At 68.0% G+C, this 13064-nt stretch carries 10 protein-coding genes; 5 read left to right on the top strand and 5 right to left on the bottom strand.

Annotation, left to right across the window (positions count from 1 at the left end):
• Window positions 1–6: 6 nt before the first annotated feature.
• A complete protein-coding gene (locus AC1C2R_RS01495) occupies window positions 7–1500 on the top strand; it encodes a sensor histidine kinase (RefSeq protein WP_495350763.1) in 1494 nt (497 codons plus the stop codon).
• A 218-nt stretch (window positions 1501–1718) separates the two neighbouring features.
• Here the strand turns inward: AC1C2R_RS01495 and AC1C2R_RS01490 are convergent, their stop codons facing one another.
• A complete protein-coding gene (locus tag AC1C2R_RS01490) occupies window positions 1719–1967 on the bottom strand; it encodes a WhiB family transcriptional regulator (RefSeq protein ID WP_022881603.1) in 249 nt (82 codons plus the stop codon).
• Between the two features lie 202 nt (window positions 1968–2169).
• On the opposite strand from AC1C2R_RS01490, the gene AC1C2R_RS01485 reads away from it, so the two are divergent.
• Window positions 2170–2649, top strand: coding sequence for a hypothetical protein (locus tag AC1C2R_RS01485; protein WP_495350762.1), 480 nt, complete (start codon window positions 2170–2172; stop codon window positions 2647–2649).
• Between the two features lie 75 nt (window positions 2650–2724).
• On the opposite strand, the gene bcp is transcribed toward AC1C2R_RS01485, so the two are convergent.
• The 3 genes from bcp to aroA are packed head-to-tail and all read right to left on the bottom strand — an operon-like array spanning window position 2725 to window position 5707.
• Window positions 2725–3201, bottom strand: coding sequence for a thioredoxin-dependent thiol peroxidase (gene bcp, locus AC1C2R_RS01480; protein ID WP_495350761.1), 477 nt, complete (start codon window positions 3199–3201; stop codon window positions 2725–2727).
• A gap of 47 nt (window positions 3202–3248) precedes the next feature.
• Complete coding sequence (gene rsgA, locus AC1C2R_RS01475; RefSeq protein ID WP_495378691.1) at window positions 3249–4340, bottom strand: ribosome small subunit-dependent GTPase A; 1092 nt, start codon at window positions 4338–4340, stop codon at window positions 3249–3251.
• Window positions 4337–5707 carry a 3-phosphoshikimate 1-carboxyvinyltransferase gene (gene aroA, locus AC1C2R_RS01470; protein ID WP_495378690.1) on the bottom strand — a complete coding sequence of 457 codons (1371 nt, stop codon included), beginning with the start codon at window positions 5705–5707 and terminating at the stop codon, window positions 4337–4339. Before aroA ends, rsgA begins: the two co-directional genes overlap by 4 nt.
• 25 nt (window positions 5708–5732) lie before the next feature.
• On the opposite strand from aroA, the gene AC1C2R_RS01465 reads away from it, so the two are divergent.
• The 3 genes from AC1C2R_RS01465 (at window position 5733) to AC1C2R_RS01455 (ending at window position 9064) form a co-directional block, all read left to right on the top strand.
• Window positions 5733–6497 carry a sigma-70 family RNA polymerase sigma factor gene (locus AC1C2R_RS01465; protein ID WP_495378689.1) on the top strand — a complete coding sequence of 255 codons (765 nt, stop codon included), beginning with the start codon at window positions 5733–5735 and terminating at the stop codon, window positions 6495–6497.
• Window positions 6494–6748 (top strand): zf-HC2 domain-containing protein, encoded by a 255-nt coding sequence (locus AC1C2R_RS01460; RefSeq protein ID WP_495350758.1) that lies wholly within the window; start codon window positions 6494–6496, stop codon window positions 6746–6748. Before AC1C2R_RS01465 ends, AC1C2R_RS01460 begins: the two co-directional genes overlap by 4 nt.
• An 84-nt stretch (window positions 6749–6832) precedes the next feature.
• Window positions 6833–9064: an MMPL family transporter gene (locus AC1C2R_RS01455; RefSeq protein WP_495378688.1), complete on the top strand. Its 2232-nt coding sequence runs from the start codon at window positions 6833–6835 to the stop codon at window positions 9062–9064.
• 69 nt (window positions 9065–9133) lie between these two features.
• On the opposite strand, the gene AC1C2R_RS01450 is transcribed toward AC1C2R_RS01455, so the two are convergent.
• On the bottom strand, window positions 9134–12937 hold the full coding sequence (locus AC1C2R_RS01450; protein ID WP_495350756.1) for a multifunctional oxoglutarate decarboxylase/oxoglutarate dehydrogenase thiamine pyrophosphate-binding subunit/dihydrolipoyllysine-residue succinyltransferase subunit: 3804 nt from the start codon (window positions 12935–12937) through the stop codon (window positions 9134–9136).
• Window positions 12938–13064 lie beyond the last annotated feature (127 nt).

Here is a 13064-nt window from a genome sequence, read left to right as displayed (position 1 = left end):
GGTGCTGTGTCGACCCTCAGTGATCTCGTCCTCGCCCAGGGCCGCAGCAGTCAGCCCGATGTCGATTGGCTGCACATGCTCGTCGGTGACCTGCAGTTGCTCGCCGACCTCGCATTCGCCGATATCGTGCTGTGGGTGCCATCCGGCGACGACGGTTTCGTCGCAGTCGCGCACGCTCGCCCGTCGAGTGCGGCGACCCTCTTCTACCGCGACTTCGTCGGCCAGCAGATCAAGCCGCAGTGGCGTGAACTCGTCGGCCAGGCGTATTCGAGCGCGCGCATCGTCGACTCGTCGGCCCCCGACTGGTACGAAGAGATGCCCACTCGCGTGCGCGCCGTGCCGGTGATGCGGCGCCTGACGACCGCCGGCACTGCCGTCGCGCCCAATCCGGTGGCCGTGATCACGCGGCACACGAACCTCGGCGCCACACGTACGCCGAGCCGGCAGGAGCTCACGTTCAACGAGTGCGCCGAAGAGCTCTTCCAGATGATCGCGTCGGGCGACTTCCCCGACCTGGGCGCACCCACAGGGCCTCGCCGAGGCGCACCTCGCGCCTCAGACGGCCTCATCCGGCTCCACGTCGATGGCATCACGACCTTTGCGAGCCCGAACGCGCTCTCCGCCTTCAACCGCATGGGCTTCGATGACGAGCTCGAGGGCGAGTCGCTCGCCGAGGTGACCACGCGGCTCCTCTCCGGCAAGCTCGTCGTCGACGAGTCGTTGCCGCTCGTCGTCACCGGCCGGGCACCGTGGCGCACCGATGTCGAATCGCGGGGTGTCACCGTGTCGTTGCGTGCCATCCCGATCCGCCACCACGGTGAGCGCATCGGTGCCATCGTGCTGAGCCGTGACGTCACAGAGCTCCGCCACCAGGAGCAGGAGCTCATCACCAAAGACGCGACGATCCGCGAGATCCATCATCGAGTGAAGAACAACCTGCAGACGGTCGCGTCGCTGCTGCGCATCCAGGCCCGTCGCACGCACTCCGACGAGGCGCGCGAGGCGCTCACCCAGGCCATGCGCCGTGTCGGTGCGATCGCAGTGGTGCACGACACCCTTTCAGAGGGACTCACGCAGAACGTCGACTTCGATGCCGTCTTCGACCGTGCCCTGCTGCTCGTCGCCGAAGTCGCCTCGGCGCACAACACGACGGCGCATCCGAAGCGCTCAGGGTCGTTCGGCGTACTGCCGAGCGAGTACGCCACGCCGCTCGCGCTCGCACTCACGGAGCTCGTCACCAACGCGGTCGAGCACGGCCTCGCCGGTCAGGAGGGCGACGTCGAGATCACGGCCGATCGATCGCCGACGACGCTCACCGTGCAGGTGCGCGATACCGGGTCGGGGCTGCCCGAAGGCAAGGTCGGCGAGGGCCTCGGCACGCAGATCGTGCGCACCCTCATTCAGGGCGAGCTGGGAGGCACGATCGACTGGCACACCGTGGTCGGTCGCGGCACCGAAGTGACGATCGACGTGCCGTTGCGCTGGATCGCGGCGGTGTAGGGGGAACGATCGGCGCGGGGGCGGTTGCCGGAGTTCGGGTGCCGGCAGGCGTCGTGGTGCGTGGTTGTGAGCGAGCAACCCAGTAGGTGGTTGCGGACGAGCGTCGCGTTGTCGGGTCTGCCGCGTACGCTTCGCGGCGCTCACGCGCCGCGAGAGCTACGGCTGTCGCCATTCTCGACCTGGCGTGTCGCTGATGCGCGCCACGCCTGGCCGAGAGCTCATGATGCGCGGCGTGCGCGCGCAGCGCGGCGCTTCAGGGCGCGGCGCTCGTCTTCGCTGAGGCCTCCCCAGACGCCCGAGTCCTGACCGGTCTCGAGTGCGTACTGCAGGCAGATCTCCGTGACCGTGCATCGGCCGCAGACGGCCTTCGCCTTTTCGATCTGGTCGACGGCGGGACCCGTGTTGCCGACCGGGAAGAAGAGTTCCGGGTCTGCTGTGAGGCAGGCGGCCTTGTCGCGCCAATCCATGGAGATGCTCCTTGCGGGGTGTACTTCGATTGCAGACGCGCACGATTGCGCTTGCCGAATCCGGCTGCTGCTGGGGGAAAGCCGAATCTCGGGAAGTAGGATCAGTGACTGATCGGCTCACGTCCCTGTGAGCATCAATTCGGCCTCATAAAGGGTCGCATAGCGGAGAGATCGAATCAATAGCTGTGTATGGGATAACCCTGTGAATCGGCGCGACGACGGCGGGCAGAACGTGCTACACGACGGCGCGGCATCCGCTGCTCGACCCCGAGGCGGAGTCCGAGGCGCACTTGCAGTGGTGAGCATCATGCTGTTCCTCGAGGCGTTCGCGATGACCGCACTCGTGATCTGGCTCGCCATCGACCTGCTCGCGTTGCAGCCGTCGTCGTACGCGACGGCGATCGCATTGCTCGTGCTGGTGGCGATCGGGGCGATCTGGGTCGTGGCCGTCGCCTTCGCCTCACTCCGGCGCGCGCCGTGGTCGCGCGCAGCGGCGATCGTCTGGCAGATCCTGCAGGTTTCGGTCGCGGTCGGCGCGTTCCAGGGCTTCTTCGCGCGACCGGATCTCGGGTGGGCGCTGCTGGTTCCGGCGATCACGGTGATCGGCCTGCTGCTGTGGGCGCCCGTGCGTCTCGCCTACGCCCGCTCCGAGGATCACCCGGCGGATCGCCCTGAGGAGTGAATCGCGCTCAGGAGCGAATCGCGCTCAGGAGCGAATCGCGCTCAGGAGTGAATCGCGCTCAGGAGTGAATCGCGCTCAGCCGTCGAGGCCGAGCTCACGGCGCAATCGGGCGACGTGCCCCGTCGCCTTGACGTTGTAGAACGCTCGCTCGATGCGACCGTCTTCGCCGATGACGAACGTCGACCTGATGGAGCCGACGATGATCTTGCCGTAGAGCGATTTCTCACCCCACACGCCGTAGGCCTGCTGCACGGCGAGGTCGGCATCGGAGAGCAGGGTGTAGGTGAGGCGGTCGCGCTCGGCGAACGCGGCCAGCTTGGCGACCTCGTCTTTCGAGACGCCGAGCACCCGGATGCCGGCGCTCGCGAAGGAGTTCAGGTTGTCGCGGAAGTCGCACGCCTCGGTGGTGCAACCGGGGGTCATCGCCTCGGGGTAGAAGTACAGGACCACCTTCGTGCCGCGCAGGGCTGAGAGGGTGACCGGTTCGCCGTTCTGGTCGAGCAGGGTGAAATCTGGAGCGGGGTCGCCGGGGGCGAGTCGAGCATCGGTCATGCCTCCATGTTAAGCAGATCCACGGATGCCGCGAGCCCCGCAGTGCCTCAGGAGGCGGTGCCGCCCGCGAACGTGGTGAGCAGTCGCTGCAGCGATTCGAGACGTGCCGGGCCGGTCTCGCCGAGTTCGCCGGCCTCGACCGCCTCGATGATTGCGCAGTCGGGCGCATCGGGCAGATGCGTGCACCCGCGTGGGCAGCGCTCGGCGATGCGGTCGAGGTCGGTGAAGGCGCGCAGGATGTTCGCGCGGTCGACGTGGCCGAGCCCGAACGACCGCACCCCCGGAGTGTCGATGACCCAGCCGGATTCTCCGGTCGTCTCGAGCTCGTCGGCGCCCGGGATGTCGGAAGGCACGAGCCGGAGCCATACCGTCGACGACGAGGTATGGCGGCCCCGGCCGGTGACGACGTTGACCCGCCCGATGGCCCGCTGGGCGCTCGGAACGAGCGCGTTCACCAGTGTCGACTTGCCGACGCCGGAGTGGCCGACGAACACCGTGCGATGGCCGATGAGGGCACGCGCGATGTCGCCGAGCGGCATCTGGTCTTCGCCGCTCAGGAAGACCGGCAGGTCGAGACCGGCGAAGTTCCGCAGGAACTCCTCGGGATCGGCGAGGTCGGTCTTCGTGACGACGAGCAGCGGCCGGATGCCGGCATCGAACGCCGCCACGAGGTAGCGATCGAGCAGTCGGATTCGCGGTTCCGGGTTCGCCGCGGCGACGACGATGAGCATCTGGTCGGCGTTGGCGACGATGACCCGCTCGACCTCGTCGGTGTCGTCGGCACTGCGGCGGAGCAGTGTCGTGCGCTCACCGACGCGCACGATGCGCGACAGCGTGCCGGGTTCGCCCGACGTGTCGCCGACGAGATCGACGTGATCGCCGGTGACGACCGACTTGCGACGCAGTTCGCTCGCCCGCGCCGCGGTGATCACCCGTTCGGTGGGGCCGTTCTCGTCGATGAGCACGCTGTAGCGGCCGCGGTCGACTCCGATCACCATGCCGTTCACGGCGTCGGCATGTTCGGGGCGCTGCTTGGTGCGGGGGCGGCTGCCGCGGCGGCTGGGCCGCACGCGCACGTCGGACTCGTCGAACTCGGGCTCGTCGTCCTCGTCCTCGTCTTCGGTGCTCCACCAGGTCATGCCAGCATCTGCTCCCAGAGGGTGGTGAACTGGGGGAGGGTTTTGCCGGTCGACGCGATGTCGTCGACGACGACGCCCGGCACTGCGAGACCGATGATCGCGCCGCTCGTCGCCATCCGGTGATCGGCGTAGGCGCGCCACGGTCCGCCATGCAGCGGCGCGGGCTCGATGCGCAATCCGTCGTCGAGCTCGGTCACTCGCCCGCCGAGCCCGTTGATCTCCGCAGCGAGCGCGGCGAGTCGGTCGGTTTCGTGGTGGCGGATGTGGCCGATGCCGAGGATCGTCGAGGGTTCGTCGGCAAGAGCGGCGAGCGCGACCAGGTTCGGAGCGAGCTCGCCCGCCGCCGACAGGTCGAGCTCGACGCCGCGGATGCCGCGGCGACCATCGCTGCCGAGTGGCGGGGCGTGCACGGTGAGCCGGTCGCCGGCGCGTTCGACCCGTGCTCCGAAGAGCGGCAGGAGCCGGGCGAGCTCGGCGCCGACTTGCGTCGTCTCGGCGGGCCAGCCCGTGATCGTGACCGAGCCTCCGGCGACGAGCGCGGCGACGAGGAACGGTGCGGCGTTCGACAGATCGGGCTCGATGTCGACATCGATCGCGCCGATGGCGCCCGGGGCGACGAGCCAGCGGCCGGGCTCGGGGCTCAGCACGTCGACTCCGCGCGCACGCAGCGTCTCGGTGGTCATCTCGATGTGCGGCATGCTCGGCAGCCGATCGCCCGTGTGAGTGAGATCGAGCCCGTGCTCGAAGCGCGCAGCCGAGAGCAGGAGGCCCGACACGAACTGGCTCGAGGCGCTCGCGTCGATGGCCAGGGAGCCTCCTTCGACACGTCCGGTGCCGTGCACCGTGAAGGGCAGCGCACCGCGCCTGTCGTCATCGAGGTCGACGCCGAGGGCCTGCAAGGCGTGGATCGATGCTCCCATCGGCCGTCGTCGGGCTCCCTCGTCGCCGTCGAACGTCGTCGGGCCGAGCGCGAGTGCCGCGACCGGCGGCAGGAACCGCATGACCGTTCCGGCGAGACCGCAGTCGATGGTCGTCGAACCGAGCAGTTCGGTCGCGGGAGTGACCCGCAGATCGTCGCCGAAGCCACCGCTGCCCGCGACCCGTTCGAATCCGGTGCCGAGCGCGCGCAGGCCCTCGATCATGAGCTCGCTGTCACGAGACCAGAGCGGCGCACGAAGGGTGGAAGGTCCGTCGGCCAGCGCGGCCAGCACGAGCTCGCGATTGGTGAGCGATTTGGACCCCGGCAGGGCCAGCGCTGAAGAGAGCGGAGCGATGGCGAGCGGCGCGCGCCACCCGTCATCCGTCTCGGTTTGCCTCGCTTCGCCGTACGGGTCGAACTCGGGTGCGGAATACCTCGAAATCTGCATCGGTTACCAACAGTAGCGTCAGGAAATGCTGAAGGAGTTGGTGCGCGTGTCGTTGGGAGTGCTCGAACGCAAGACGGTCGTTGCGGTTGACGATCTAGGATGGCCGGTGATGACTGCCGACGAGATCGACGCAACGCCGACCGACCCCGAGACCGCGGAGGCCGCCCGGCCGCTCGGTGAACTCTTCGAGGAACAGGCGCTGCCGTTCATCGACCAGCTGTATGCCGCGGCGCTTCGTATGACGAAGAATCCGGCCGACGCGCAAGACCTCGTGCAAGAGACGTTCGTGAAGGCGTTCGCAGCATTCGGGCAGTTCACGCAGGGTACGAACCTCAAGGCGTGGCTGTACCGCATCCTCACGAACACCTTCATCAACAGCTATCGCAAGAAGCAGCGGGAGCCGTACCAGGGCACGATCGACGACCTCGAAGACTGGCAGCTCGGCGGCGCCGAATCGACGACCGCTCGCGCGAGCCGCTCTGCCGAGGCCGAGGCGATCGACCACCTGCCAGACAGTGCGGTGAAAGACGCGCTCCAGGCGCTGCCGGAGGACTTCCGTCTCGCCGTGTACTTCGCCGACGTCGAGGGGTTCTCCTACCAAGAGATCGCCGACATGATGAACACCCCCATCGGGACCGTGATGAGCCGTCTGCACCGTGGCAGGCGCCTGCTCCGCGAGTCCCTCGCCGACTACGCCCGCGAACAGGGTTTCGCTGCGGGCGAGTCGGCGTCACCCACCAGGAGGCGGAGCATGCCCAAAGGGCAGAGCCTGCCGAGGAGCTCACGATGACTGATTGCGGTTGCGAAAAGGCCCGGGCCGAACTCGAAGAGTATCTGCACCATGAATTGCGTGGAGCGGATGCCACCGACATCCGTGAACACGTCGAGAACTGCGCTGACTGCCAGGCCGAACTGCGCGTCGGCGTGGCGATCACCGAGGTCGTGCAACGGGCATGCCGCGAGAGCGCACCGGCTGAGCTGCGCGTGCTCGTGCTGGAGCGTCTCCGGCTGTTCCAGTCCTCGCACGAGCCGGTCGTCTGACGATCGTCGGTCCGTCCGTATCGGGCGTCCACTCAATCGTTCGTTGGATGCGCGTGATGCAGGTCGGTCCGTAACGTAGACGGTGTGATCGAGCATTCCGCCCAGCCTTCGAAGCGACGCGTGCCGACGTGGCTGCGTGTCCTCATTCCCACGACCCTCATCCTCGTCTGGCTCGCGCTGTTCGGTGCCGGCGGCGCCGCCTTCGGTGGGCTGAGCGACGTCTCGACGAACGACCAGGCGCAGTTCCTACCCTCGTCGGCCGAGGCCACCGAGGTCACCGAGTTGCAAGAGGGGTTCCGCGACACGGATGAGGTACCGGCGATCGTCGTGGTCGCGGGCGATCAGGAACTCGACGAGGCGCAGCTCTCGGCGATCGACGAGCTCCGCGACGAGCTACTCGCGGTCGAAGGCGTGAACGCCGAAGGTGCCTCGCCGGTGCTGCCGTCGGACGACGGCGACGCGGCCCAGATGGTCATCCCGATCGAGCAGGTCGACGGCGGTGCGAAGCCCGCCGAGATCGTCGCAGAGCTGCGCACGGTGCTCGACGAACATGCCATCGACGGCACGACGGCTGCCGTCACGGGGCCCGCAGGATTCAGCGCCGATATCGTCGGCGCGTTCAGCGGCATCGACGGGCTGCTCCTGGCCGTCGCCCTCGCTGCGGTGTTCGTCATCCTCCTCGTCGTCTACCGCTCGCCGCTGCTGCCGGTCATCGTGCTCTTCACGAGTCTCACCGCGCTGTGCGCGTCGGTGTTCACGGTCGTCGCACTCGCACGAGCCGACATCATTCTCCTGTCGGGGCAGACGCAGGGAATCCTGTTCATCCTCGTGATCGGCGCCGCCACCGACTATGCGCTGCTCTACATCTCCCGGTACCGGGAGACCCTCACCAGATACGAACGCAAGTGGGATGCCACGTGGGCGGCGCTGAAGGGCTCGTGGGAGCCGATCGTGGCCTCGGGCGGCACGGTGATCGTCGGCCTCCTCATCCTGCTGGTGAGCGAGCTCACCTCGAACAAGATCCTCGGGCCGGTGGCGGCGATCGGCATCGTATTCGCGCTCCTCGCAGCGCTGACCCTGTTGCCGTCGCTACTGCTCTGGGCGGGTCGGGCGGCGTTCTGGCCTCGCCGGGTCGCTCGCATCGGTGATGAAGTCGAGGCGCACGCCCGGCACGCGGCCGGCGTGCACGACGCCTCGGCACCTGACGAGGCCGACCTGCCGGATCGCGGCATCTGGGCGGGCGTCGGCCGGCTCGTCTCGAAGCGCCCCCGCACCGTGTGGATCGTCTCGGTGCTTGCGCTCGGCGCGATGTCGCTCGGCCTCGCGCAGCTCGATGCAGACGGTGTCGCCTCGAGTGAGTTCGTCCTCGGCGAGTCACAGGCTCGCGACGGCCAGGCGCTGCTGGGCGAGCACTTTCCCGCGGGATCGGGCACGCCGGCGATCGTGATCGGCCCGCACGACGAACTGCAGCAGATGACGGATGTCGCGCTCGACTCCTCCGGCGTGGACTCCGTCGCCGTGCTGAGCGCCGACTCGCCTGCCGGCACGGCACCCGTCACGAGCGACGGCATCCAGGCGTTGGGCCCGCCCGGGACTCCCGCGCCTGCCCCGACGGTCGTCGACGGCGAAGTGCAGTTGCAGGTGACGCTCACCGATCCGTCGGACTCGCTCGAGGCCGAGGCGACCGTCGAGCAGCTCCGCGAGAACCTCGACGAGGTCGATACCGAGGTGCTCGTCGGCGGGCAGACCGCGGTCGCGCTCGACACGAACGCGGCGGCGATCGCCGACCGCACCCTCGTCATCCCGCTCGTGCTCGCCGCGATCCTCGTGATCCTCATGTTGCTGCTGCGATCGATCGTCGCACCGCTCATCCTGATCGGCAGCGTCGTGCTCTCGTTCGCGGCGGCACTCGGGGTGTCGGCGCTCGTGTTCGAGCACGTCTTCCAATTCCCGGGCGCTGACCCGTCGGTGCCGCTGTTCGGATTCGTGTTCCTCGTCGCTCTCGGTGTCGACTACAACATCTTCCTGATGACGCGGGTGCGGGAGGAGTCGATACGGTTCGGTACGCGAGCGGGCATCGTGCGAGGCGTTCGGCTGACGGGCGGAGTGATCACTTCGGCGGGCCTCGTGCTCGCGGCGACGTTCGCGGCGCTGGGGGTGTTGCCGATCCTCTTCCTCGCGCAGATCTCGTTCATCGTCGCGTTCGGGGTGCTGCTCGACACGTTCCTCGTGCGCACCCTGCTCGTGCCCGCGCTCGCGTACGACATCGGACGCGCCATCTGGTGGCCGAGCAAGCTGGCACGCGGCATGCGCTGAGACCCCGAGCCGATCACGAAGCGAGCGGATGCCCCGGGGCATCCGCTCGCTTCGTTCGTGTCGTGTCGGCTAGATCGTCGTCGCGCGCCGCACGAGCTCGGCCTGCTCGGTGGCGTGCCGCTTCGCGGAGCCGGTCGCGGGCGACGCTGCTGCTGCGCGGGCGACGACCGAGACGGTGCGCGACCCGAGCTTGTTCGTCTCGATGATGAAGTACGGCCACGCGCCCTGGTTCTCGGGCTCGTCTTGCGCCCACATGAGCTCGGCGTTCGGGTACGAGTCGGCGACGGTCTTCAGCTCACCGGCCGGCAGCGGGTAGAGCTGCTCGAGACGCACGAGCGCGACCTCGGTGTTCTGCTGCTTGTCGAGCTCGGTGATCAGGTCGTAATAGATTTTGCCCGAGACGAACACGACGCGCTTGACCGCGGCCTTGTCGGTGATGCGTGCATCGTCGATGACCGGCTCGAACTTGCCCTGCGTGAAGTCGGCGACCTCGCTCGTCGCGCCGCGAAGGCGGAGCATCGCCTTCGGAGTGAACACCACGAGCGGCCGGCGGGGGCGGACGTAGGCCTGACGGCGCAGCAGATGGAAGTACGACGCCGGCGTCGAGGGCCGAGCGACCGTCATGTTGTTCTCGGCGCAGAGCTGCAGGTAGCGCTCGATGCGGGCGCTCGAGTGGTCGGGCCCTTGACCTTCGTAGCCGTGGGGGAGGAGGAGGACGACGCTCGAACGCTGGCCCCACTTCTGCTCTGCCGAGGAGATGAACTCGTCGATGATGGTCTGCGCGCCGTTGGCGAAGTCGCCGAACTGCGCCTCCCACAGCACGAGCGCGTCGGCCCGCTCGACGGAGTAGCCGTATTCGAAGCCCATCGTCGCGTACTCGGAGAGCAGCGCGTCGTAGATCCAGAAGTGCGCCTGGTTGTCGGAGAGATTCTGCAGTGGGAGCCACTCCTGGCCGTTCGCACGATCGTGCAGCACCGCATGGCGCTGCACGAAGGTGCCACGGCGGGCGTCTTGGCCGGAGAGGCGCACCGGGGTGCCCTCGAGGAGGAGCGAGCCGAGCGCGAGCAGTTCGCCGAAGCCCCAATCGATCTTGCCGTTGCGGCTCATGTCGAGGCGCTTCGTGAGCAGCTGCTGGATCTTCGGATGCACGGTGAAGCCCGAGGGCTTGTTGTTGAACGCATCGCCGATGGCGTGCACGACCTCGGTCGAGACTCCGGTGGTCTCGAGTTCGCCGCTGACCGGCTCGACCGGCTTGGCGGTCTCGGTGGCACCGATGATCGGGATCGCCCCGGTCTGCGCGGCGTGCGTCTCGGCGAAGGCACGCTCCAACCGGTCTTGGAAGTCGCGGTGGGCGTCTTCGTATTCGGCCTCGGTGATGTCGCCGCGGCCGACGAGCGCTTCGGTGTAGAGCTTGCGCACCGAGCGCTTCGCCTCGATGAGGTTGTACATGAGGGGCTGGGTCATCGAGGGGTCGTCTCCCTCGTTGTGGCCGCGACGGCGGAAGCAGACGAGGTCGATGACGACGTCGCGCTTGAACTCCTGCCGGTAGCGGAAGGCGAGCTCGGCGACACGCACGACGGACTCGGGGTCATCGCCGTTGACGTGGAAGATCGGGGCCTGGATGGTCTTCGCGACATCCGTCGAGTAGATCGACGAGCGTGCATCGCCCGGCACCGTGGTGAAGCCGACCTGATTGTTCACGACGACGTGGATCGTGCCGCCGGTGCGGAACCCGCGCAGCTGCGACATCTGCATCGTCTCGAGCACGACGCCCTGGCCGGCCATGGCCGCGTCGCCGTGCACGAGGATGGGCAGCGTCGAGAACGTGCCGATGGGCCTTCTGTCTTGCTTGGCCCGCACGATGCCCTCGAGCACGCCGTCGACGGCTTCGAGGTGCGAGGGGTTCGCCGCGAGGGAGACCGGGATCTGGTGGCCGTCGTCGGCGGTGAAGGTGCCCTGCGTGCCGAGGTGGTACTTCACATCACCGGAGCCGGAGAAGCCCTTCGAGTGCTGGGTGCCCTCGAACTCGCGGAACACCTGGCCGTAGGTCTTGCCGGCGATGTTCGTGAGCACGTTGAGGCGCCCGCGGTGCGCCATGCCGATGGCGACCTCGTCGAGGCCCTCTTTCGCAGCGCCCTGCAGGATCTCGTCGAGGAGCGGGATCACGGACTCGCCGCCCTCGAGGCTGAACCGCTTCTGGCCGACGTACTTCGTCTGCAGGAACGTCTCGAAGGCCTCGGCCTCGTTGAGCTTGCCCATGATGCGCATCTGCTCGTCGTGGGTCGGCTTCTCGTAGCTGCGCTCGACCTGGTCTTGGATCCATTTGCGCTGCACGGGGTCTTGGATGTGCATGTACTCGATGCCGATCGTGCGGCAGTACGAGTCGCGCAGCACGCCGAGGATGTCGCGCAGCAGTGCCGTGCGCTTCTCGCCGAAGCCGCCGGTGACGAACTCTCGGTCGAGGTCCCAGAAGGTGAGGCCGTGGCTGGCGATGTCGAGGTCGGGGTGCGAACGCTGCACGTACTCGAGCGGGTCGATGTCAGCCATGAGATGACCGCGCACACGGAACGCGTTGATGAGCTCCTGCACGCGAGCCGTCTTGTCGATCGCGCTCGCGATGTCGACCGAGATGTCGGGCGCCCAACGGATCGGCTCGTAGGGCAGGCGAAGTGCCGAGAAGAGTCCCTCGTAGAAGCCGCGCTGGCCGATGAGGAGCTCGTGCACCTTCTTCAGGAACTCGCCGGAACCCGCGCCCTGGATGACACGGTGGTCGTACGTCGAGGTGAGCGTGATCGTCTTGCCGATCGCGAGGTGGGCGAGCGTCTTCTCGCTCGAGCCCTGGAACTCGGCCGGGTACTCGAGCGCGCCCGCGCCGATGATGCAGCCCTGGCCCTTCATGAGCCGCGGCACCGAGTGCACCGTGCCGATGCCGCCCGGGTTGGTGAGCGAGATGGTCGCGCCCGAGAAGTCGTCGGCCTTCAGCTTGTTCTGGCGGGCACGCTGCACGAGGTCTTCGTAGGCGGCGAGATATTCGTTGAACGTCAGCGTCTCGGCGCGCTTGATCGCCGGCACGAGCAACGCCCGGGAGCCGTCGGGCTTCGGGATGTCGATCGCGATACCGAGTCCGATGTGGGCGGGCTTGACGAGACTCGGCTTGCCATCGATCTCGGAGTAGAAGACGTTCTGGCTCGGGAACTCCTTGAGCGCCTGGATGAGCGCCCAGCCGATGAGGTGCGTGAACGAGATCTTGCCGCCGCGCGAGCGCCGAAGGTGGTTGTTGATCACGATGCGGTTGTCGATCATGAGCTTCGCGGGGATGGTGCGCACGCTCGTGGCTGTCGGCACGGTGAGCGAGGCGTCCATGTTCGCGGCGAGGGCCTTCGACATGCCCTTGAGCGGCAGCACCTCGTCTTCGTGGGGTGCCTCGGCGATGATCGGCTGCGGGCTCGTGACCGGCACATCGGCGGGAACGGGCTGGGTACGCGGGGCGACAGAGGTCGTGCGCGCCGCGGGGGTCTGCCCGATGACCGGCACGGGGGCCGTGGCGGGGGGCGGCTCGACCGCAGGCGTCGCGGGCGCTGCGCGCTCAGCGACGGCTGGCGCCACAGGGGGAGCGGAGGGCGATGCGGAGGTCGCAAGGGGGGCGGCGGGCGGTGCGGATGCCGCGGCATCCGTCGCAGGGGCGGCGGCCGACGGCTCGGCGGCGCCGGTTTTCACCTGGCGGTAGTGCTCGAGCACCGGCCACCAGGTCTTGTCGACCGACTCTGGATCGACGAGGAACTTCTCGTACATCTCGTCGACGAGCCACTCGTTGGCTCCGTATTCGCCCGACGTCGTCTCGTCTGATCCTGACCCGGTCAATTGGCTCGACACAGCCTCTCGCCCACTCTCTCCGTTGATGCTGGAATACCTGCAGCGGCGATCGCGCCACGAGCACGCGGGCCGTGCCGGATCACCTACACAAGCCTAAACCCCCGCGCATGACCGAGAGCACCTGCCC

This window comes from Agromyces sp. Y182, assembly GCF_059445385.1.
Note: the sequence above shows the minus strand (reverse complement) of the source record. Positions and strands in the feature narration are given on the sequence as shown.

What these genes read in the sequence shown, in the direction of transcription:
- aroA (WP_495378690.1), bottom strand. Translation starts at nt 5,707, where the DNA reads ATGCAGATTTCGAGGTATTCCGCACCCGAGTTCGACCCGTACGGCGAA.
- AC1C2R_RS01490 (WP_022881603.1), bottom strand. Translation starts at nt 1,967, where the DNA reads ATGGATTGGCGCGACAAGGCCGCCTGCCTCACAGCAGACCCGGAACTC.
- bcp (WP_495350761.1), bottom strand. Translation starts at nt 3,201, where the DNA reads ATGACCGATGCTCGACTCGCCCCCGGCGACCCCGCTCCAGATTTCACC.
- AC1C2R_RS01460 (WP_495350758.1), top strand. Translation starts at nt 6,494, where the DNA reads ATGACTGATTGCGGTTGCGAAAAGGCCCGGGCCGAACTCGAAGAGTAT.
- AC1C2R_RS01465 (WP_495378689.1), top strand. Translation starts at nt 5,733, where the DNA reads ATGCTGAAGGAGTTGGTGCGCGTGTCGTTGGGAGTGCTCGAACGCAAG.
- rsgA (WP_495378691.1), bottom strand. Translation starts at nt 4,340, where the DNA reads ATGACCTGGTGGAGCACCGAAGACGAGGACGAGGACGACGAGCCCGAG.